Genomic DNA, 21,187 nt, shown 5'->3' on the forward strand with positions numbered 1-21,187 from the left:
GCCCTATCCCCGGTGCAGCCGGTGGAAGAGGTGCGTGAAGGTCGCCGCGCCGATCACCGGGACGAGCAGGTTCAGAAGCGGCACCGACAGCGGGATCGCCATCAGCACCCCCGTCGCCCAGATCCGGGCGCGGTGGCGGGCGCGGAAGGCGCGCGCCTCGGCTGGCGGCAGGTGGCGCGCGGCGCTCATCTGCGCGTATTCGCGGCCCAGAAGATACCCGTTCACGGCCCAGAAGATGAACAGCGCGAAGGGCGCGAGCAGCAGATATGCGACCAGCGCCAGCGCGTTGACGGCGAGCACGAGGCCGAGGAAGCCCGCGCTCTCCTTCGCGGTCTCGGACCAGGGCTGGTCCCGCGCCGGAGGCAGGTGGGAATAGTGCCGCTGCTCGACCGCGGCCGCGATCCGGTCGAGGAACAGCCCGGTGAAGGCGGAGGCGACCGGCACCATCAGGAAGACCGAAGCCACCAGCACGACCGGGACCAGCGCGAACCCCGCCGCCTCGTCGAGCCAGGTGACCTCGCCGATCCAGGGGATCGTGACTACCGGGCCGACCACCCATTGGGCGAGCCAGATCAGCACCGCCGAGAATCCGATCAGCAGCGCCAGCGACAGGGCGACGCCGGTCAGCAGCACCCGCCGGAAGCGCGGATCGCCGATCTGGCCGATGGCCTTGAGCGCGTCGCCGATCATTCCCGGATCCAGGCCGCCTTGGCGGCGAGGTCCGGGCGGGGGCGTTCCGGCGGCGTGGCGGTCTCGGTGCCGATCACGATCCAGCCCGCGACCCATTCCGCCGGGGCGAGCCCCAGCCCCTCGGTCAGGAAGTCCCGGTCGGAGGCCATCCAGCCGGTTAGCCAGTTCGCGCCCCAGCCCGCGGCCTGAGCGGCGTTGACGAGCGACAGGCACACCGCGCCCGCGCTGAGCGTCTGCTCCACCTCGGGGATCTTGTCGGACAGGACCGGCGAGGCGACGACCGCGACGATCAGCGGCGCGTCGGCGAACATCGCCTGCGACTTCTGGACCTTGTCGGGATCGCGCCCCTGCGCCGCGCCCAGCCGCCCGGTCAGCCCGGCCAGCCGGTCCAGCGCCGCATCCTCCAGCACGATCAGGTGCCAGGGCTCCAGCTTGCCGTGATCGGGCACGCGCAGCGCGCTGGCCAGCAGCGGCTCCAGCGCGGCGCGGTCGGGGGCGGGCGCGACCAGGGTCTTGGCCGGGCGGGAGCGGCGGGTTGCGAGGAAGTCCTGCACGTCGGGGCGCGGGGCGAGGGGGGCGATGTCGGTCATGGCGTTCATGTCGCAACCCGCGCCGCCCGGATCAAGCATGTCCTGCGTCAGAGGGGGCTCCGCCCCCGCCCCTCGAGCCTCCGGGTCCTGTTCGAGGAGCATCGAAGGGCGCGAGGAGCAGAGTCGGGCCGAATCGTTCGGACCCGCTGGCGCGGCGGCCGGAAAGAGGGGATGCTCGGCCCCGAGAAACGGGAGGACATCGCGATGCGGATCGAGGGAATTCACCATGCCGGGCTGTCGGTCGCCGATTTCGACGCCTCGGTGGCCTGGTACCGGCGGCATTTCGGGTTCGAGCTGCTGAAGGAATGGGGCGACGCGAACCTGCGCATGGGGCTGATCGGCAAGGACGGCGTGCATGTCGAGATCTTCGCCGAGCCCGGCGCCGCGCCCGGCCCCGACGAGGGGCGGGGCGTCGGCGAAAGCATGTCGCAACGCGGCTGGAAGCATCTGGCCTTCACGGTGCCGGATATCGTGGCGGCCATCGAGACGCTGCGCGCCGACGGCGTCACCATCATGGTCGAGCCGGTCCACGACGCGCCGCCGGGCTATGCCTACGCCTTCCTGCGCGACCCCGACGGCAACCACGTGGAACTGGTCCAGGTCTGAGCCGCCGTCAGGACGCCTTCCTGGCGGCGGGCTTCTTCGCCGCCGTCTTCTTCGCGGGCGCCTTCTTGGCGGCGGGCTTTTTCGCCGCCTCCTTCTTCGCCGCCGGCTTCTTGGCCGCGGCCTTCTTCTTAGGCGCCTTCGCGGCCTTTTCGGCGATCCATTCCATCGCCTGCGCCATTGTGACCGTGGCCGGGTCGGTGCCCTTGGGGATGGTGGCGTTCACCTTCTCCCACTTGACGTAGGGCCCGTAGCGTCCCTCCATCACGCTGACCGCCCCGCCGCCTTCGGGGTGCTCCCCCAACTCCTTCAGGGGCGCGGCGGCGGCGCGGCCGCGGCCGCGGGGATTCGCGCGCTTCTCGGCCAGCACCTCGACGGCGCGGTTCATGCCGATGGTGAAAACCTCGTCCTCGTCGGCGAGATTGGCGTAGACCGGCTTCGCGTCCTCGGGCCGCTTGTGCATGACGTAAGGACCGTAGCGGCCGAGATTGGCCTCGATCGGCTCTCCGTCCTCGGGATGCCTGCCGACCTCGCGCGGCAGCGACAGAAGCTGCAGCGCGCGGTCCAGGTCCATGATGTCCGGCGACCAGGATTTCGGCAGGCTCGACCGCTTGGGTTTCTTGTTCTCTTCCGTCGCCTCGCCGAGCTGGACATAGGGGCCGAAGCGTCCGGACTTCAGCCAGACTTCCAGCCCGCTCTCGGGCTCGACGCCCAGCATCCGCTCCTCGCCCTGTTGCTCGCCCTCCATGCCCGGGGGGCCGAAGGGCCGGGTGTAGCGGCACTCGGGATAGTTCGAGCAGCCGATGAACGCCCCGCCGGACCGCGCGGTGCGCATGCTGAGGCGTCCCTGCTCGCATTTCGGGCAGAGCCGGCGGTCCTTCCCGTCCTCCCGCTCGGGGAAGAGATGCGGCTCCAGCACCTCGTTGATCTTCTCGAGCACGTCGGTGATGCGCAGCTCCGACGTCTCGTCCACCGCCGCCTTGAAGTCGCGCCAGAAGCGGTCGAGCACGTCCTTGTAGTCCAACTCCCCGGCGGAGACGTGGTCGAGCTCATCCTCCAGCCCGGCGGTGAAGTCGTACTGCACGTAGCGGCGGAAGTAGTTGACCAGGAAGGCCGTCACCAGCCGGCCCTGGTCCTCGGGGAAGAGGCGGTTGCCCTCCTTGCGGACATAGCCGCGGTCCACGATCGTGCCGAGGATCGAGGCGTAGGTCGAGGGCCGGCCGATACCCAGCTCCTCCATCTTCTTGACCAGCGTCGCCTCGGTGTAGCGCGGCGGCGGCTGGGTGAAGCTCTGCTGGCCCAGCACGGCGCCGGAGGGGGCGAGCACTGCGTTCGCCGGATCGCCGCCATCGTCCATCAGCGCGTCGCCGGTCTCGGCGGTCAGCTTGTCGAAGTCCGGGCGCAGCCCGTTCGCGTGCTTTCTGGCCGGGTCGCCCTGCGAGATGGCGGGCAGGCGGCGGTCCTCGCCCGTGGCCTCGTCGTCGTCGCGGCCTTCGGTATAGACCTTCATGAAGCCGTCGAAGACGACGACCTGCCCGTTGGCGCGCAGCTCGACCTGACGGTCGCGGCTCTCGACGGTGACGGTCGTCCGCTCCAGCCGCGCGGCCTCCATCTGGGAGGCGAGCGTGCGCTTCCAGATCAGGTCATAGAGCTTCCTCTGCTCGCCATCGATGCGCAGGTCGTCCGCCGCCTTCGTCATGTCGGTCGGACGGATGCATTCATGCGCTTCCTGCGCATTCTTGGCCTTGTTCTTGTACATTCGCGGGCTGTCCGGCACGTATTTGGCCCCGTACCGTTCCGCGATCGCGTCGCGCGCGGCATGGACGGCCTCGGGCGCCATGTCGATGCCGTCGGTCCGCATGTAGGTGATGAGCCCCGCCTCATAGAGCCTTTGCGCCGTCGCCATCGCGGCCTTGGCGCCCATGCCGAACTTGCGGCTGGCCTCCTGCTGGAGGGTGGAGGTCATGAAGGGCGGCGAAGGATTGCGCGTCGCGGGCTTGGCCTCGACCGAGGTGACGGTCAGCTCCCGGCTCTCGACGGCCTGCACGGCGATCTCTGCCGAGGCGCGGTCCTTGAAGGTGAAGCGCTCGACCTTGTCGCCGGCGAGCCCCACCAGCCGGGCCTCGTAGGTCTGGCCGCGCGGCGTCTCCAGCAGGGCGCGGACGGTCCAGTATTCCTGCGGATCGAAGGCCTCGATCTCCATCTCGCGCTCGACGATCAGGCGCAGGCTGACCGACTGCACGCGGCCCGCCGATTTCGAGCCGGGCAGCTTGCGCCAGAGGACGGGGGACAGCGTGAAGCCGACCAGATAGTCCAGCGCGCGGCGGGCGAGATAGGCGTGGACCAGCGGCGTGTCGATCTCGCGCGGGTTGGCGATCGCCTCCTGCACGGCCTTCTTGGTGATCGCGTTGAAGGCCACGCGGCGGACGGGCATGTCCTTCTTGATTCCCCGGCGGCTCAGCAGCGCTTCCATCAGGTGCCAGGAGATCGCCTCGCCCTCGCGGTCGGGGTCGGTGGCGAGGATCAGGTTCGGGTCCTCGGCCAGCGCGTCGGCGATGTCCTTGATCCGCTTCTTACTGTCGGCCGGGACCTCCCAGGTCATCGCGAAGCCCTGCTCGGGATCGACGGAGCCGTCCTTGCCAACGAGGTCGCGCACATGGCCGTAGGAGGCGAGCACCTTGTAGTCCTTGCCGAGATAGCCGTTGATCGTCTTGGCCTTGGCGGGAGATTCGACGACGACAACGGGCATGGACGCTCCTGGAACGAGTGGGGCCTTGCGGCTGGGCGGAGGGGTGCCCTTGGGCCGGGGACCATGTGGCGACCCCCGGGAAATTGTCAATGGTAGGGGGTCGCACCCGTCCGGGCGCTGTCGACGCCTAGAGGCGGACCAGCCCGCCGCCGGGACGGCGGGCGATCTCGCCCAGAAGCTCCAGCTCAGACAGCTCGGCCGCCAGAAGATGCGGCGCGATCGTCGCCCCCGGCCCGAGGTCGCGAAGCAGCTGATCCTCGGCGGTGGGAACCGGCGAGAGAAGGGTGAGGATACGCGCCCGCATCTCGCCGCCCGAGGGCGGCACGGGAGTCGCGGGGGCGTCAGACGTGGCTTGCGGACGTGGAGCGCGGGGCGCAACCTCGTCCCCCAGCGCCTCCAGCACGTCCTCGGCGCCGCGCACCAGCGTCGCCCCGTCCCGCAGAAGGATGTTGCAGCCAGACGCGCGCCCGTCGAGCGGGTGCCCCGGCACCGCCATCACGTCGCGGCCCTGGTCGGCGGCATCCTTCGCCGTGATCATCGAGCCCGAGCGCGCCGCCGCCTCGACCACGATCACGGCAAGTGCCAGCCCCGAAACGATGCGGTTGCGGCGCGGGAAGTCGCGCGCCTGCGGAGCGAGGCCGAAGGGCCGCTCGCTGAGCGACAGGCCCTTCTGCGCGATCTCAGCCGCCAGCCCCGCGTTCTCGGCCGGGTAGACCTGATCGAGCCCGCCCGCATGCACGGCGATGGTCCCGCCCTCCAGCGCCGCCGAATGCGCCACCGCGTCGACGCCGCGCGCCAGCCCCGAGACGACGACCACGCCGGCCTTGGCGAGATCCCGCGACAGGGCCCGCGTCATCCGCAGCGCGAGGCTGGAAGCGTTGCGCGTGCCCACGATGGCGACGCAGCGCCGCGCGGCCAGCGCCGTCGATCCCTGCGCCCAGAGCACGGCAGGCGCGTCCGCCACCTCCGCCAGCCGCGCGGGATAGCCCGGCGCGCCGAGCGTCAGCAGCTTGGCGCCAGCCTTGCGGGCGGCGGCGATCTCTCGCTTCACGGCGCCCTCGTCGGCGGCGGCATAGCCCTTGTCCCCCGCCGCCTCGGCGATGGCGGGCAGGGCGGCGAGCGCCGCGCGCGCATCCCCGTGTTCCGCGATCAGCCGCCGGAAGGTCGCGGGCCCGACCCGGCGGGAGCGGGCGAGGCGCAGCCGCGCGAACAGCTCTTCCTGCGGCGGCGGGCCGGCGAAGAGCGGCAGCGGCGGTTCGGAGAGACCGTCGTCGTCGCGCAGAAGCTCGGGGATCTCGTAGTCCATGAGCGGCAGCCTGAGCCACCGCGGGTTACGATCCGGTTAACGCGTCACGTCGCCAAGCCCATCGGCTTCGGGCGCGCAGAGCGCACCTCTCACCCAGCGGCGGCCGAGCCCCCCACCGTCAGCCCCCCGATCAGCAGCGTCGGCTGGCCCACGCCCACCGGCACCCACTGCCCGGCCTTGCCGCAATTCCCCATGCCGGGGTCCAGCGCCATGTCGTTGCCGATGGCGCGGATGTTGGTCAGCGCCGTCGCCCCGTCGCCGATCAGGGTCGCGCCCTTGACCGGCGCGCCGACGACGCCGTTCTTCACCCGGTAGGCCTCGGTGCAGGAGAACACGAACTTCCCGTTGGTGATGTCGACCTGCCCGCCGCCGAAGCCCACGGCGTAGATGCCGTCCTTCAGGTCGCTGACGATCCCCGCCGGGTCCGCATCGCCGCCCAGCATGTAGGTGTTGGTCATCCGCGTCATGGGGATATGCGCATGGCTCTCGCGCCGCCCGTTGCCGGTGGGCGCGACGCCCATCAGCCGCGCCGACTGCCGGTCCTGCATGTAGCCCACGAGGATGCCGTCCTCGATCAGCACGTTCCTGCCCGACGGCGTGCCCTCGTCGTCCACTGTCAGCGAGCCGCGCCGGTTCGGGATCGTGCCGTCGTCCAGCACGGTGACGCCGGGGGACGCGACCCGCTGGCCCAGAAGCCCCGCGAAGGCGGACTGGCCCTTGCGGTTGAAGTCGCCTTCCAGCCCGTGGCCCACCGCCTCGTGCAGCAGGATGCCCGGCCAGCCCGCGCCCAGCGCCACGTCCATGACGCCGGCCGGCGCCGGTTCGGCCGACAGGTTCACGATTGCGATCCGCAGCGCCTCCTTCGCGACGCCCTCCCAATGCGACCGCTTCAAGAGGCCCGCGAGGTCGATGCGCCCGCCGCCCCCGGCCGAGCCGCTCTCGCGCCGGCCGTTCTCCTCGACGATCACCGAGACGTTCAGCCGCACCATCGGCCGGACGTCCGAGACGGAGCGGCCCTCGGGGCGCAGGATCTCCACCTCCTGCAGCCCCGCCGCCATCGAGGCCGAGACCTGCACCACGCGCGGGTCCAGCCCCCGCGCGAAGGCGTCGATCTCGCCCAGCGTGTCGAGCTTGACCGAGAAGGCATGTCCCGCGATCGGGTCGTGGTCGCCATAGAGCGCCTCGTTCGTCCCCGCCGGGGCGTCGGCCAGCGTGCCGCCGCCGTCGCCCACGGCCAGGCGCGCGGTCTCGGCGGCGCGGCGCAGGCTCTGCTCGCTGATCTCGGTGGAGTGCGCGTATCCCGCCGTCTCGCCCTTCACGGCGCGCAGGCCGAAGCCTTCGGAGGCGTCGTAGCTCGCCGTCTTCACCCGCCCGTCGTCGAACACCACCATCTCGGAGCGGCGGCGTTCCAGGAACAGCTCTCCGTCGTCGGCGCCGTCGGTGGCGCCGCACAGGATCGACAGGGCGGTCTCTCGGTCGAGCAGGGTCTCGAAGGGGCGGAAGGGGGCGTGGGTCATGGCTGTCTCCGAACGGTTACCCCCGAGATAGGGCCTCGGGGGGCGGGACGACAGGGGGCGGTACCGGCGCGGCCGAAGGAACCGGACGGCGCCCCGCGCGGTTGAACAACCTGACGCGCCGCCTGCCGCCGCGTGCCCGCCCCGCCCGGGTCGCGCGCGCCCGGCATCCCGTCCGGCGCATCGACGGGGACCCGATGACAGACCTGATACCGACGCTGGATCCCCGCGACCTGATCTATTCGGTGGTAGGGCTCGCCCTGTTCGGGCTGACGCTGCAACCGGCGCTGGCCCGGTTCCGGCTGTTCAACCTGCCGCTGCTCTACGTCGCGATCGGCGCCTGCTTCGGCGGGCTGACGCTGGTGCGGATCAACCCGCTGCAGGGCGGATGGGAGTCGGCCGTGATCGAGCACGCGGCGGAGCTGATCGTCATCATCTCGCTGGCGGGCGCGGGGCTCGCCATCGACACGGTCGCCTCCTGGCGGGCTTGGAACCCGACCTGGCGGCTGCTCGGGATCACGATGCCCCTGACCATGGCGGCGGTCGGCCTGCTGGGCTGGGGCTGGCTGGGCCTCGGCATCCCCGGTGCGCTGCTGCTGGCGGCGGCGCTGGCGCCGACCGACCCGGTGCTGGCGCGGTCGGTGCAGGTCTCGCCCCCCGGCGAGGAAGAGGGCCATACGGAGGTTGCGCTGACCGCCGAGGCGGGGCTGAACGACGGGCTGGCCTTCCCCTTCATCTACCTCTCCATCCACGCCGCCACGCTGGGCGTGGGCCAGATGTTCCAGGGCGAGGCCTGGTTCTGGTCCTGGCTCAGCTTCGATTTCACCTATCGGGTCGCTGCCGGCATCCTCGTGGGCTTGGGCACGGGGCTGCTGCTTTCGAGGGCCGTGTTCTCGCCCATCGGGGACGCGGCACAGGGCGCCTGGAACGCGGTGCTGGTGATCCTTTCGACCACGATGATCTCCTACGGGGTGACCGAGGCGGTGGACGGCTACGGCTTCCTCGCCGTCTTCGTCGCGGTCCGGGCCGGGCGCTCGCAGACGCGGGGCACCTCGGACGAGGGCTACGAGCGCTACGTCCACCACGGGGCCGAGCAGCTGGAGGCGATCCTGCTGGCGCTGCTGCTGCTGTGGCTGGGCGTCTTCGCCGCCTCGGGCGCGCTTGCGGGCCTGCGCTGGCAGGAGGTCGCCTTCGCGGCGCTGCTCATTTTCGGCGTGCGGCCGCTGGCGGGGTGGCTGGGCCTCGTCTGCCGGTCCGGCGAGCCGATACGGCGCTGGGTCGTGGCCTTCTTCGGCATCCGGGGCATGGGCTCGGTCTTCTACATCGCCTATGCGCAGAACCACGCGGAGTTCGCCGATATCGACGCGGTCTGGCGGATCGCGGTGGTCACGATCCTGGGCTCGATCCTGATCCACGGCTATGCCGCGAACTACTTCCTCGCCGCCGACGGCGACCTGGAGGTCGGGGACATCCATCCGCGCGAACGGGGCCCGCACCGCAGGAAGAAGCGGGACGCCGCCTGAGCCGCGCCCCGGCGCCGGGTCCGGGTCCGGGTCCGGGTCAGGCGCAGAGCCGTTCGGCCTGGGCGACGAAGGTCTTGTAGCGCTGCCAGAACTCCTCGTCGGAGCGGCGGTCGGACTGGCGCGTGACCTGGGCTTGGTGGGGGTCCTTGAAGAACGCGACCGCGCGCGACTGGTCGCGCCGCGACAGCACGTCGTCCGCCGCCGCCTGGACGCAGCCGCACAGCTGCGGCGAGGCCGCCGTGCGGTCCGCCCGCAGGCAGGCCGTCTGCAACGGGCCGGTCGCATAGGCGCGGGTCACCGTGGGCAGGCCGTCGACCGCCCGCCCGCCGCCGCAGGCGGACAATACCAGACAGGCGGCCATGGCCGCCGATAGCTTCATCGTGGGGGTCTTCACTGCTCTGCCCTCCGCTCGTTTTCGGGGGAAGATGCCAGAGCGGCGAAAGGGGGGCAATCGGGATGCGGCGATCAGCCCTCGGGGCAGGGCGCCGTGTCCGATCCGTCGCAGAGACGCGTCGCGGCCAGACAGGTCCCGGCGCACTTCACCGCCGCCGGGTCGGGGGTGGCTCCCGACCGGTCCTCGGCGGTCTCGCCCTCGGCGACCAGCTCGTAGACCCGGCCCGGCCGATGGGCCTTGCCGGCGATGGCGAAGCCGTCAGGGACGGTCGTGAGCACCCGCTCCCCGGCCTGAAGCGGAGAGACGGTAAGCAGGGGCTTCATGGCGGTCCTTCCGGCAATCGCCTGCAGCGTCGCGCAGGAGTGCGGCGGGACCGACATGGGGCCGGGGCGAGATCAGGCCGTCTTGCGGGGCCTGCGCCGCCGGTTGCCGCCGCCGGGCTTGGCCGCCGCCGCCGCCGGCCGGCCGGCGCCCGCCGGCTTGCCGCCCTGGGGCCGGCCGCCGCCGCCACGACGGCCACCACCGCCGCCGCCGCCACGCTTCGGCTTGGCCTCCTCCTGCGAGGGCGACCAGCGGCGGCCGGAGGCGACGGGAATCTCCTGCTTCACCAGCTTCTCGATGTCCTTCAGCTCGCCCATCTCGTCGGGGGCGCAGAGCGTGATCGCCGCGCCTTCGCGGCCCGCGCGGGCGGTCCGCCCGATGCGATGGACATAGGTCTCGGCCACGTTCGGCAGCTCGTAATTGTAGACGTGCTTGACCACCGGGATGTCGAGCCCCCGTGCTGCCACGTCGGTCGCCACCATGACCGGCGCCTCGCCGCTGGAGAAGGCCTCCAGCGCGCGCATCCGCTGCCCTTGGCTGCGGTTGCCGTGAACGGCCACCGCCTCGACGCCCCAGTTCGTCAGCTGCTTCGCCAGCCGGTCCGAGCCGTGCTTGGTGCGGGCGAAGACCAGCGCCGCCTCGCCCGGATGGGCGTTCAGAAGCTCCAGCAGCAGCGCGGGCTTCTCGGTCTTGGCGATGAAGTGGATCGACTGCTCGATCCTGTCGGCGGTCTGGCCCGAGGTCGCGACCTGCACCCGCACCGGGCGGTCGAGATAGGTCGCGGCAAGGCTCTCCATCTCCTTCGGCATGGTGGCCGAGAACAGCATCGTCTGCCGCTCGGCGGGCAGCTTGGCGGCGATCTTCTTCAGGTCGTGGATGAAGCCCATGTCGAGCATCTGGTCCGCCTCGTCGAGCACCAGGAACCGCGTCGCGCCCAGCGACACCGCACCCCGGTCCATCAGGTCCAGCAGGCGGCCGGGCGTCGCGACCAGCAGGTCGACGCCGCGTTCCAGCCGCTTGATCTGCGGGTTGATGCCGACGCCGCCGACGACCTTCGCCACCCGCAGATGCGAGCCCGCGATGAAGCCGTCGAGGCTTTCGCCGATCTGGTTCACCAGTTCCCGCGTCGGCGCCAGGATCAGCGCCCGGGCAGAGCGCTTGGCGGGCCGCGTCTCGTCCTCCAGCAGGTGCTGCGCCAGCGGCAGGCCGAAGGCGGCCGTCTTGCCCGTGCCGGTCTGGGCAAGGCCCAGCACGTCGCGGCCTTCCAGTGCGGGCGGGATCGCCTGCTTCTGGATCGGGGTGGGGTCCTTGATTCCCATCTCCGACAGGGCGGTGATGAGTCGGGGCTTCAGCCCCAGCATGTCGAAATCCATAAACGTCGTCCTCAGGCGCCTCGGCGCCAGTATCGGCGCCCGTCCGGGCGCGGTGGGAGGCGCGGCATCTGTGCCGCGCGCCCTCCCGGCGTGATCCAAGGGAAAGCGGCCCGCCCGTCGTGGGGAACGTCCCGCATGGACGTCCGGCTCACGCGACCCGAGGGGCGGGGGTCACGGCGCATGTGGGCCAAGCCGGGCCGTCCGTCAACCCGCCGATGCGCGGCTTTCGTGACGTCGGCTGTTGAGCCGCAGGGCGATAGGGGCCACGCTCCGCCCATTCGTCAACATCCGGAGCCGTCATGAGAACCTGCATCGCCCTCGCCCTGCCCGTCGCCGTCGCGGCCACGGTCTCCGCCGCCCAGGCGCCCAACCGCATCGACCTGATCCGCCCCGACGCGCCCGAACGCGCCGCGCTGGGCGACTACCCCGTCGGGGTCCGGACGATGACCTTCACCGACGAGGACCGCGTCGACGTGCTCGCCACCGAGGCCGAGGGCGAGATCCCGACCTATGATCGCGATTTGACCGTCGAGATCTGGTATCCTGCGGCCGAAGGCACGGAACCCGGCGGCACCTACACCGCGCTGCTGCGCGACGGCGAGACCGAGGTCGCGCTGCAAGGCCGCGCGGCGCGGGACGCGGCGCCGTCGGAAGGCCGCTTCCCGCTGGTCGTCATCTCGCACGGCTATCCGGGCAACCGTTTCCTGATGTCGCATCTGGGCGAGAACCTCGCCTCCAAGGGCTTCGTCGCGGTGGCGGCCGACCACCCCGAGTCGACCTATGACGACATGGGGCCGTTCCCCTCGACGCTCTACAACCGTCCGCTGGACCAGGCCTTCCTGATCGACGCGATGGCCGGGCTGGAGGACGAGATCGGCGCCATCACCGACACCGACCGCACCGGGATCGTCGGCTATTCGATGGGCGGCTACGGCGCGCTGATCTTCGGCGGCGGCGGCCTGTCCGAGACCGCCGTGACGCGGACCGAGCCCGCCCATTACAACACGGCCCAGCAGATGCTGTCGCGGCACGCCGCCGGGTCCGAGACGCTGACGGAGCTGGTCGACGACCGGGTGAAGGCCGTGGTCGCCATCGGCCCCTGGGGCCGCAACCGCGACTTCTGGGACGCGGACGGCCTCGCCGGCTTCGAGAAGCCGCTGCTGCTCGTCGCGGGCTCCGCCGACGACGTGTCGGAATATGCCGCCATCCGGCAGATCTTCGAGGAGACGACGGGCGTCACCCGCTACCTGCTGACCCTCGAGAACGCCAACCACAACGCCGCCGCCCCGATCCCCGCCCCCGCCGAAGCCTGGGAGACGGAGGGCCTGTCGCCCTTCGACCACTATGCCGACGCGGTCTGGGACAATGTGCGGATGAACAATATCCTCCAGCACTTCACGACTGTGTTCTTCCAGCTGCATCTCGAAGGCTTCAGCGCCGCCGCCGACTATCTCGACCTGGTCGACGTCGCCGAGACCGGCGTCTGGGACATGGGCGAGGACGGAGAGCCCACGGCGGACCACAGCTACTGGCGCGGCTTCCCGAACCGCACGGCCCTGGGCCTGAAGATGGAGAGCCGCGTGGCCGAGTGATCCTGCGGCCCCGGTCCGTTTCGGACCTTTCGGACCTGATTAGGAAGGTTTCGGGTCCGGTTTAAGGACGGAAACGGCAATCGGATGCGACGCTTCAGGGGAAGATCCATTTCCCTGAAGCCGGAGCCCCGATCATGACCGTCCAAGCCACCGACCCCGTCGCCCGCCCCCTGCGCCTCGCCGCGCTCTTGGCCCTGCTGGTCGCGCGCCTGCCGCGCCGTCGCCCGGTCGATGCGGAGGCGCTGCTCGCCGCGCAGTCGCGTCGCGAGGCCGCCCGCGCCGCAGCGGACCGCCTGCTCCGCTAGGGATCGTCCTCGGGAAAGCCGAGCACCCGGAGAGCCTCGATCTGCAACTCGTGATGCAGCGGCGCGGTGTGCGGCGTCGTCCGCAGGAACCGCGCGACACTCTGATTGGGGACCTTGGCGCGCAGCCAGTCGCCCACCCGCCGCGCGTCTTCCATCCGGCCGAGCCGGACATAGACGCAGGTCAGGCCAAGCTGGATCGTGGCGAATTCCGGATATTGCGCGAGCGCGGTCTCGTAGGCGGCGGCGGCCTCCTCGAAGGCGCCCGCCTGCATGTGGGCCATGCCGATCCCGCAATTCACGATCCCGATCTGGGGATGCAGCGGGCTGATCCTGAGGCAGCGCTCGAACTGCGCCAGCGCGGCGGGGCTGTCGCCCTCGTAGTTGCAGACCCAACCGAGCAGCATCGCGGTCGTGGCGGAGTTCGGGTTCATCCGGGCCGCCCGCTCCAGCGCCTCGCGCCCGCGGGGCCGGTCGCGCGCGACATAGGCGACGTAGTGGCCGCAATAGGTCAGCTCCAGCGCGTCCGCGCGCGGCGAATCCAGCACTTCGTAGGCCTGGGGCAGGGCCGCGATCGCCTGCTCGTGGGTCCACCACCGCGTCGCCAGCGCGCAGGTGTGCGAATAGGCGAACAGCGCCTTGGCCTGCTCGTAATCCGGGTCCAGCTCCATCGCGCGCCGCGTCAGGTCCATCGCCTCGGTCAGGTCCGACAGGCGGTTCTGGCGATAGACCATCGGCGCCGCGCGCAGGCAGAGGTCGTGCGCCGTCAGGCTTTCGGTCGGCTTGGCGCGGGCGCGGGCGGCCTCGGCCCAGATCATCGTCGGCTCCAGCGCGCCCGCGACGCGTTCGGCCACGGCATCCTGCAGGTCGAAGATGTCGGCGGTCGTGCCGTCGAACCGGTCGCTCCAGATCATGTGGCCGGTCTCGGCCTCGACCACCTGTGCGAAGATGCGCAGCCGCGTGCCCGCCTGCTGGATCGAGCCCTCCATCACGTAGCGCACGCCCAGTTCCCGCCCGACCTGCGCCAGGTCGACCGAGCGGCCGCGATAGGTGAAGCTCGACGTCGTCGAGATGACCAGGAATGTCGGCACGCGGGACAGCGCCGCCGTGATCTCGCCGACGATCCCGTCGACCAGGTAGTCGCTGTCGGGCCTCCCCGTCAGGTTGGCGAAAGGCAGGACCGCCAGCGACGGGCGCGTGGGAACGGCGGGCGCGCCTTCGGGGGCCGATGGCGCCTCCGCGCCGAGCGTCAACTGGTAGCCCACCCCCGGAACCGTCTTGATCGCGTCCCGGCCCAGCGCCTTGCGCAACCCGGCGATCTGGACCGACAGGTTGCTTTCCTCGACCACGAGGCCGGACCAGACCGCGTCCAGCAGCTCCGCCTTCGACACGACCCGATCTGCATGGGCATGCAGCACCGACAGCACGTCGAACGCCCGCGCGCCCAGCGACAGCGGTGCGCCGTCCAGCATCGCGGTTCGCGTGTCGGGCGACAGGCAAAGCTCCATGGCCGGCAACCTGCCACGTCGCGCGCGCCCGGACCAGCCGCGACACGCCGCCCCTTTCGGCTTCCCGGCGCGCGGTATATCTCCCCCCGGACACATTCCAAGGGCCGATCCCATGACCGACCTCTCGCGCATCCGCAATTTCTCGATCGTCGCCCATATCGATCACGGGAAGTCCACGCTGGCCGACCGGCTGATCCAGCTGACCGGCACCGTGGCCGAGCGGGACATGCAGGAGCAGCTGCTGGATTCCATGGATATCGAGCGTGAGCGCGGAATCACCATCAAGGCCAACACCGTCCGCATCGAGTATCCCGCCCGCGACGGGCACACCTATGTCCTGAACCTCATCGACACGCCCGGCCACGTCGACTTCGCCTACGAGGTCAGCCGCTCCATGAAGGCTGTCGAAGGCTCCCTGCTGGTGGTCGACGCCTCCCAGGGGGTCGAGGCGCAGACGCTGGCCAACGTCTACCAGGCCATCGAGGCGGATCACGAGATCGTGCCGGTCCTCAACAAGATTGACCTTCCCGCCGCCGACCCCGAGCGCGTGAAGGAACAGATCGAGGATGTCATCGGGATCGAGGCGCAGGACGCCGTCGAGATCTCGGCCAAGACCGGCCTCGGCATCCCCGACGTGCTGGAGGCCATCGTCACCCGCCTGCCGGCGCCGAAACAGGGCGACCGCGAGGCGCCGCTCAAGGCCATGCTCGTCGACAGCAAGTATGACAGCTATCTCGGCGTCATCGTCATCGTGCGGATCATCGACGGCGTCCTGAAGAAGGGCGACCGCATCCGCATGATGAAGACCGGCGGGACCTATGACGTCGACGATGTCGGCGTCTACCGCCCCGCCATGACCTCCGCGGCGGAGCTTGGACCCGGCGAGATCGGCTATCTCAATGCGTCCATCAAGCAGGTCCGCGACACCCGCGTGGGCGATACGATCACCCATGAAAAGCGCCAGTGCGAGGCGCCGCTGCCGGGCTTCAAGCCCTCGATCCCCGTGGTCTTCTGCGGCCTCTTCCCGGTGGACGCGAACGACTTCAACGACCTGCGCGACGCGATGGAGAAGCTGGCGCTCAACGACGCCTCCTTCTCCTTCGAGGTCGAATCCTCCGCCGCGCTCGGCTTCGGCTTCCGCTGCGGGTTCCTCGGCCTTCTCCACCTCGAGGTCATCCGCGACCGGCTCGAACGCGAATACAACATCGACCTGATCACCACCGCGCCCTCGGTGGTCTACCACATCCACATGCGCGGCAAGGAAGGGGAGGAGCCCGAGATTCTCGAACTCCACAACCCCGCCGACATGCCCGACCTCACCCATGTCGACCATGTCGAGGAGCCGCGGATCAAGGCGACCATCCTCGTGCCGGACGAGTATCTCGGCGATGTGCTCAAGCTCTGCCAGGACCGCCGCGGCATCCAGCTGGAGCTGACCTATGCCGGCGCCCGCGCGATGGTGGTCTACGACCTGCCGCTCAACGAGGTGGTGTTCGACTTCTACGACCGGCTGAAATCGGTGACGAAGGGCTATGCCAGCTTCGACTACCAGATGATCGGCTACCGCGAGGACAACCTCGTGAAGATGCAGGTGCTGGTCAACGAGGAGCCTGTGGACGCGCTCTCGATGATGGTCCACCGCGACCGGGCCGAGCTGCGCGGCCGGGCGATGGTCGAGAAGCTGATGGAGCTGATCCCCCGCCACATGTTCAAGATCCCGATCCAGGCGGCCATCGGCGGCAAGGTCATCGCGCGCGAGACGCTCTCGGCGATGCGCAAGGACGTGACCGCCAAGTGCTACGGCGGGGATGCGACGCGGAAGAAGAAGCTCCTGGAGAAGCAGAAGGCGGGCAAGAAGAAGATGCGCCAGTTCGGGAAGGTGGAGATCCCGCAATCGGCGTTCATCTCGGCGTTGAAGATGGATTCCTGATGCCCACCGTCCTGCGCGAGGACGGCTACCGCTTCTTCTTCTACTCCAACGAGGGCGACCCGCGCGAGCCCGTCCACATCCACGTCATGAAGGACGGGGCGGAAGCCAAGCTCTGGCTTGGTCCGCCTGTGGAACTCGCCCGTTCCTCGGGCTTCGCTGCCCGCGCCTTGCGAGATATCACCCGAAAGGTGATAGTTCATTCTGCCACTATCGAGAGGGCTTGGCATGACTATTTCGCCTGAGAGCGTCCGCTTCGACGACGACTGCCTCTGGGTCACCCTGTCAGACGGTCGCACCATCGGCGCCCCCTTGGCCTGGTTCCCCCGCCTCCTCGCCGCGTCGCATGCCGAGCGCGAAGCGGTGGAATTGAGCGCCTACGGCCTTCATTGGGAGGCGTTGGATGAAGACGTCTCGGTCGAGGGGCTTCTGGCCGGTCGTGGAGACGGGACCGGCCAGCGCGGGGTGGCGGCTTGAGGATTGATGAGAGGCAGAAGGCGGGCGAGGAGAAGCTTCGCTATTTTTGGCAGATGGAGGGGTTGTTACACGAATACCCCTGAGATGTCGTAGCCGTTAGAATGCTTGCCTTCCACGTCTTGCCAGGAAGTCTCTTAGCATCAATGACTTCCTTGATTTGTGTAACAACGCAGAGTGGAACGCCGAGACTTGCGCAACATTGGGATGCGATCGAGCAGGTCGTAACCCGACCCACGGCATGGAGCAGACCTCCCCGACCTCCTCGACAAGCCCGCCCACCGTCTCGTCGCAGCAGGCAGCATGCTCCTCGCCCACACGTCTTCTCCCCAAACCGCCCTCCCGCTTGACCAGGATCAACGACCCCACACCGAACCCCCGTCATGCTCCCCCGAAAACGGAGACCACCATGACCGACGCCAGGACCCGCCTTCTCGCACGACGCAAGGAACTCACCGGCGACATCGCCCGGATCGAGGACGAGCTCGACGATCCCGCCCCGCAGGACTGGGACGACGCCGCCTCGGAGCGGCAGGGGGACGAGGTGCTGGAGGCGCTGGAGGTCCATGACCGCAACGAGTTGCGCGCCATCGATGCGGCCCTCGCGCGGATCGAGGAGGGGACCTACGGGGACTGCGCGAAATGCGGCGAGCCGATCTCGGCGGAGCGGCTCGAGGCGGTCCCGACCGCAGCGCTCTGCCGCAGCTGCGCCGCCTGACCGAAGCGCCGGGCCGCGCACCGGGGACGCCCCCGCCTCCCGGCAGGGGCGCCCGATATCCGCCAGCTCAGATTTCGTCCGCGACCGCGTCGCCGACCTCCTCGCTGTCCTCGACGAAGCCGCCGAGTGTGTCGTCGCAGGCCGTGAGCAGGCCGATCAGGCCGAGCATCGCCAGAATCCGGGTCAAAACAGGTTCTCCCCTTCTTCCTCGGCCACCTCGTCGGCGGCGATGGCGCCACCGGCGCCGAGCGCCACGCCGCAGCCGGACAGCAGCGGCAGGGCGCAGAGCGCTGCGAGTGTCATCCAGATCTTCATCATCGTTCTCCTTCAGGTTGTAATTCCCAACCTGCGGTCCGCCCTGGGGTTCCCTCGCGTCACCGCCCCGGAGGCGCCGCTGCTCCCGGCCAGCGCCCTCTGCCACCTGACGACGCGCCACGGCGCGGGGAAACCCGTGCCCCGCGGCGCGTCCGCGCGCCTCTCCTGATCCCGGAACCGGGACGCCCCCCGGCGGCGTTTGTCCGGCAGATCCATCAAAGGAGACCGCCATGACCCCGACCGAGCTCGAAAAGAAGTTCTGGAAGCATCTCGACGACGACCGCACCGTCTTCCTGAGCTGCGAGGGCGCCCTGCCGCGCCCCATGTATGCGGCCTTCGACGAGGAAGCCTCGCCGATCTGGTTCTTCACCAACTGGGAGACCGACCTGGGCGACGCGCTGCGCACCGGCCCGAAGCAGGGCGTGATGACCTTCTCGTCGAAGGGCAACGACCTCTGGGCCTCGGTCTCGGGCAAGCTGTCGGTCGACAAGGACCGCGCCACGCTCGACCGCCTGTGGAACCCAGTCGTCTCCGCCTGGTACGACGGCGGCAAGGATGACCCGAAGCTTCTGCTCGTCCGCTACGACGCCACCGAGGCCGAGATCTGGGAAGACACCTCGACCCTCGTCGCCGGCGTGAAGTCGCTGCTGGGCATGAACCCGCAGCAGGACGCCGCCGAAGAGAAGAAGGCGCATGTCCGGATGAACGGCTGATCCGCGTCCGACGCGGATCATACCCGGATCACCCGCGGATCACCCGCGGGTTTTTCGGCGCTCAGAGCCGCCCGTTGATCTCGATCAGGTTGCCCTCCGGGTCCTCCAGATAGACGTGGCGCAGGCCGGGGATCGCGAATTCCCCGGTCACCGAATGGGCGATCCCGGCGGCGCGCAGCCGCCCGATCACGGCGTCCAGATCGTCCACCTGAAAGGCGACATGGCCGCCCACCGAGGGGTTGAAGGCCAGCCCGTTCTTCTCGGCAAAGCCTTGATCCGGCGCGATAAGATGCAGCCCCGAATGCCCGTCCCGCCCGTCGCCCAGCAGGGCCAGTCGGTCCGGGTCGCCGGGCAGGTAGCCACGCGATTCCGGGAAGGCCCAGGGCGATTCCCGCATGCCGAGGATGTCGGTGTAGAAGGCGGCGGCGCGCCGCACGTCCCTGGCCTCCAGATTGACGTGGTGAATGCTCCAGGCCATCGTCCCCTCCCGCTGGCGGTTGCGTCCCGGTCATCCTACATCTCCCGCAAAGGAGACGCCCATGACCAATCCGCTGCTCGCCCGCTGGGAGACCGAGTTCCAGCTTCCCCCCTTCGACCGCATCGCCGATGCCGATTTCGGCCCCGCGCTGGAGCAGGGGATGGAGGACGGCCGGGCGGCCTATGCGGCGATCGCGGCCGACCTGGAAAAGCCTAACTTCGCCAATACGATAGAGGCGATGGAGCGGGCGGACAGGACGCTCGACCGGGTGGCGGGCGTCTTCTACAACCTCGCCGGTGCCGACAGCACTCCGGCGCGCGAGGCGCTGCAGCGCGAGATGGCGCCGAAGCTCTCGGCCTATTCCTCCGGGATCACCAACAACAAGGCGCTCTTCGCGCGGGTCGAAGCGCTGTGGGATCAGAGGGATGATCTCGACCTGACCGAGGAGCAGGCCCGCGTGCTGATGCTCACCCGCCGCGGCTTCGTCCGCGCTGGCGCCGCGCTGGAGGGCGAGGCAGCAGAGCGGCTGACCGAGGTCAAGGCACGGCTCGCCACGCTCGGCACGCAGTTCGCCCAGAACCTCCTCGCCGACGAGCGGGAGTGGTTCATGGACCTCTCCGAGGAGGACATGGCCGGCCTGCCCGGTTTCGTGAAGGACGCCGCGCGCGCGGCAGGCCGCGACCGCGACCGCCCCGGCCCCGTGGTCACGCTGAACCGCTCGCTGATCGTGCCGTTCCTGCAGTTCTCGCCGCGCCGCGACCTGCGCCAGAAGGCCTACGAGGCCTGGACCGCGCGCGGCGCGAATGGCGGCGAGACCGACAACCGCGAGATCGCCGCCGAGATCCTCAAGCTGCGGGAAGAGCGGGCGAAATTGCTCGGCTACGACAGTTTCGCCGCCTACAAGCTCGAGACCGAGATGGCGGGCACGCCCGAGGCCGTCCGCGACCTGCTGATGCAGGTCTGGCAGCCCGCCCGCACCGCCGCGCTGGCCGATGCCGAGCACCTCTCCCGCCTGGCTTCCGCCGACGGCGTCACCGGCCCGCTGGAACCCTGGGACTGGCGCTACTACGCCGAGAAGCGCCGGGTCGCCCTGCACGATCTGGACGAGGCGGAGCTGAAGCCCTTCTTCCAGCTCGACCGGATGATCGAGGCCGCCTTCGCCACCGCCACGCGCCTCTTCGGGCTGCAGTTCCGGCCGATCGACGTGCCGGTCTATCACCCCGACGTCCGCGCCTGGGAAGTGACGCGCGACGGCACGCATCTCGCCGTCTTCCTCGGCGACTACTTCGCCCGCGCCTCCAAGCGCTCGGGCGCGTGGTGCAGCGCGATGCGCTCACAGTCGCGGCTCGACGGCGAGGTCCGGCCCATCGTCGTCAACGTCTGCAACTTCGCAAAGGGCGATCCGGCGCTGCTCAGCTACGACGACGCGCGCACGCTCTTCCACGAGTTCGGCCACGCGCTGCACCAGATGCTGTCCGACGTGACCTACCAGTCCGTCTCCGGCACCAGCGTCGCGCGCGACTTCGTGGAGCTGCCCTCGCAGCTCTACGAGCACTGGCTGGAGGTGCCCGAGGTGCTGGGCGAGTTCGCGACCCATGCCGAGACCGGCGCGCCCATGCCCGACGCCCTGCGCGACCGGCTGCTGCGCGCCGCGACCTACGACATGGGCTTCTCCACCGTGGAATACGTCGCCTCGGCCCTGGTCGACCTCGCCTTCCACGACGGCCCGGCGCCGGCGGACCCGATGCAGAAGCAAGCCGAGGTGCTGGAGACGATCGGCATGCCGCGCGCCATCCGGATGCGCCACGCGACGCCGCATTTCGCCCATGTCTTCGCGGGCGACGGCTATTCCTCGGGCTATTACAGCTACATGTGGTCCGAGGTCATGGACGCCGACGCCTTCGCCGCCTTCGAGGAGGCGGGCGATCCCTTCGATCCGGAGCTGGCGCGCAAGCTCGAGGCCAACATCCTCTCGACCGGCGGTTCCCGCGATGCGGCGGAACTCTACACCGCGTTCCGGGGGCGGCTGCCGGGCGTCGAGGCGCTGCTGAAGGGACGGGGACTCGATGACGCCGCCTGAAGGCGGGGCCGCATGAC

General features: G+C 70.0%; 21 protein-coding genes. 10 read left to right on the forward strand and 11 right to left on the reverse strand.

The genetic code is table 11. From position 1 onward, the window contains the following. Positions 1-3: 3 nt before the first annotated feature. Together DR046_RS07570 and DR046_RS07575 are read right to left on the reverse strand one after the other, a co-directional pair. Positions 4-690: an EI24 domain-containing protein gene (locus DR046_RS07570; RefSeq protein WP_115381554.1), complete on the reverse strand. Its 687-nt coding sequence runs from the start codon at positions 688-690 to the stop codon at positions 4-6. Then, positions 687-1,280 carry a nitroreductase family protein gene (locus DR046_RS07575; protein WP_115381825.1) on the reverse strand — a complete coding sequence of 198 codons (594 nt, stop codon included), beginning with the start codon at positions 1,278-1,280 and terminating at the stop codon, positions 687-689. The genes DR046_RS07570 and DR046_RS07575 overlap by 4 nt, the downstream gene beginning before the upstream one ends. A gap of 171 nt (positions 1,281-1,451) precedes the next feature. On the opposite strand from DR046_RS07575, the gene DR046_RS07580 reads away from it, so the two are divergent. Next, on the forward strand, positions 1,452-1,886 hold the full coding sequence (locus DR046_RS07580) for a VOC family protein (protein ID WP_115381556.1): 435 nt from the start codon (positions 1,452-1,454) through the stop codon (positions 1,884-1,886). A 7-nt stretch (positions 1,887-1,893) separates the two neighbouring features. On the opposite strand, the gene topA is transcribed toward DR046_RS07580, so the two are convergent. The 3 genes from topA to tldD all read right to left on the reverse strand — a co-directional run bounded on the left by topA (position 1,894) and on the right by tldD (position 7,455). Continuing rightward, positions 1,894-4,632, reverse strand: coding sequence for a type I DNA topoisomerase (gene topA / locus DR046_RS07585; RefSeq protein ID WP_115381558.1), 2,739 nt, complete (start codon positions 4,630-4,632; stop codon positions 1,894-1,896). A gap of 127 nt (positions 4,633-4,759) precedes the next feature. Continuing rightward, positions 4,760-5,938 carry a DNA-processing protein DprA gene (gene dprA / locus DR046_RS07590; RefSeq protein ID WP_115381560.1) on the reverse strand — a complete coding sequence of 393 codons (1,179 nt, stop codon included), beginning with the start codon at positions 5,936-5,938 and terminating at the stop codon, positions 4,760-4,762. Between the two features lie 89 nt (positions 5,939-6,027). After that, positions 6,028-7,455: a metalloprotease TldD gene (tldD, locus tag DR046_RS07595; protein WP_115381562.1), complete on the reverse strand. Its 1,428-nt coding sequence runs from the start codon at positions 7,453-7,455 to the stop codon at positions 6,028-6,030. A gap of 194 nt (positions 7,456-7,649) precedes the next feature. On the opposite strand from tldD, the gene DR046_RS07600 reads away from it, so the two are divergent. Beyond that, positions 7,650-8,975 (forward strand): cation:proton antiporter, encoded by a 1,326-nt coding sequence (locus tag DR046_RS07600; RefSeq protein ID WP_135227269.1) that lies wholly within the window; start codon positions 7,650-7,652, stop codon positions 8,973-8,975. A gap of 37 nt (positions 8,976-9,012) precedes the next feature. On the opposite strand, the gene DR046_RS07605 is transcribed toward DR046_RS07600, so the two are convergent. The 3 genes from DR046_RS07605 to DR046_RS07615 form a co-directional block, all read right to left on the reverse strand. Continuing rightward, entirely contained in the window at positions 9,013-9,369 is a 357-nt protein-coding gene (locus DR046_RS07605) for a hypothetical protein (RefSeq protein WP_245190855.1), read from the reverse strand. Positions 9,370-9,440: 71 nt separating this feature from the next. Further along, entirely contained in the window at positions 9,441-9,692 is a 252-nt protein-coding gene (locus DR046_RS07610; RefSeq protein WP_115381566.1) for a hypothetical protein, read from the reverse strand. Positions 9,693-9,764: 72 nt separating this feature from the next. Continuing rightward, entirely contained in the window at positions 9,765-11,063 is a 1,299-nt protein-coding gene (locus tag DR046_RS07615) for a DEAD/DEAH box helicase (protein WP_115381568.1), read from the reverse strand. Positions 11,064-11,362: 299 nt separating this feature from the next. On the opposite strand from DR046_RS07615, the gene DR046_RS07620 reads away from it, so the two are divergent. Beyond that, positions 11,363-12,655 (forward strand): alpha/beta hydrolase family protein, encoded by a 1,293-nt coding sequence (locus DR046_RS07620; RefSeq protein ID WP_115381570.1) that lies wholly within the window; start codon positions 11,363-11,365, stop codon positions 12,653-12,655. A 134-nt stretch (positions 12,656-12,789) separates the two neighbouring features. After that, positions 12,790-12,960, forward strand: coding sequence for a hypothetical protein (locus tag DR046_RS23590; RefSeq protein ID WP_167766962.1), 171 nt, complete (start codon positions 12,790-12,792; stop codon positions 12,958-12,960). Here DR046_RS23590 and DR046_RS23235 read toward each other — a convergent pair. Then, positions 12,957-14,465 (reverse strand): winged helix-turn-helix domain-containing protein, encoded by a 1,509-nt coding sequence (locus DR046_RS23235; RefSeq protein WP_167766964.1) that lies wholly within the window; start codon positions 14,463-14,465, stop codon positions 12,957-12,959. The two genes, DR046_RS23590 and DR046_RS23235, sit on opposite strands and share 4 nt — an antisense overlap. Positions 14,466-14,577: 112 nt before the next feature. Here DR046_RS23235 and lepA point away from each other — a divergent pair, with 112 nt between their 5' ends. The 4 genes from lepA (at position 14,578) to DR046_RS07655 (ending at position 17,584) form a co-directional block, all read left to right on the forward strand. Beyond that, positions 14,578-16,395 carry a translation elongation factor 4 gene (gene lepA, locus DR046_RS07640; protein ID WP_115381574.1) on the forward strand — a complete coding sequence of 606 codons (1,818 nt, stop codon included), beginning with the start codon at positions 14,578-14,580 and terminating at the stop codon, positions 16,393-16,395. After that, on the forward strand, positions 16,395-16,637 hold the full coding sequence (locus DR046_RS07645; protein ID WP_115381576.1) for a DUF4160 domain-containing protein: 243 nt from the start codon (positions 16,395-16,397) through the stop codon (positions 16,635-16,637). The genes lepA and DR046_RS07645 overlap by 1 nt, the downstream gene beginning before the upstream one ends. Continuing rightward, entirely contained in the window at positions 16,621-16,869 is a 249-nt protein-coding gene (locus DR046_RS07650) for a DUF2442 domain-containing protein (RefSeq protein WP_115381578.1), read from the forward strand. The genes DR046_RS07645 and DR046_RS07650 overlap by 17 nt, the downstream gene beginning before the upstream one ends. Before the next feature lie 406 nt (positions 16,870-17,275). Continuing rightward, positions 17,276-17,584, forward strand: coding sequence for a TraR/DksA family transcriptional regulator (locus DR046_RS07655; RefSeq protein WP_115381580.1), 309 nt, complete (start codon positions 17,276-17,278; stop codon positions 17,582-17,584). A 183-nt stretch (positions 17,585-17,767) separates the two neighbouring features. Here the strand turns inward: DR046_RS07655 and DR046_RS24590 are convergent, their stop codons facing one another. Further along, positions 17,768-17,899 (reverse strand): hypothetical protein, encoded by a 132-nt coding sequence (locus DR046_RS24590; RefSeq protein ID WP_280652826.1) that lies wholly within the window; start codon positions 17,897-17,899, stop codon positions 17,768-17,770. A gap of 230 nt (positions 17,900-18,129) precedes the next feature. On the opposite strand from DR046_RS24590, the gene DR046_RS07660 reads away from it, so the two are divergent. Then, complete coding sequence (locus tag DR046_RS07660) at positions 18,130-18,612, forward strand: pyridoxamine 5'-phosphate oxidase family protein (RefSeq protein ID WP_115381582.1); 483 nt, start codon at positions 18,130-18,132, stop codon at positions 18,610-18,612. A gap of 61 nt (positions 18,613-18,673) precedes the next feature. Here DR046_RS07660 and DR046_RS07665 read toward each other — a convergent pair whose 3' ends face one another. Next, a complete protein-coding gene (locus DR046_RS07665) occupies positions 18,674-19,090 on the reverse strand; it encodes a VOC family protein (protein WP_115381584.1) in 417 nt (138 codons plus the stop codon). Positions 19,091-19,151: 61 nt separating this feature from the next. Here DR046_RS07665 and DR046_RS07670 point away from each other — a divergent pair, with 61 nt between their 5' ends. Continuing rightward, positions 19,152-21,170, forward strand: a complete 2,019-nt coding sequence (locus DR046_RS07670) for a M3 family metallopeptidase (RefSeq protein ID WP_115381586.1) — start codon at positions 19,152-19,154, stop codon at positions 21,168-21,170. Positions 21,171-21,187: the final 17 nt, after the last annotated feature.

The organism is Jannaschia formosa (genome assembly GCF_003340555.1).
Classification (GTDB): Bacteria; Pseudomonadota; Alphaproteobacteria; order Rhodobacterales; family Rhodobacteraceae; genus Jannaschia; species Jannaschia formosa.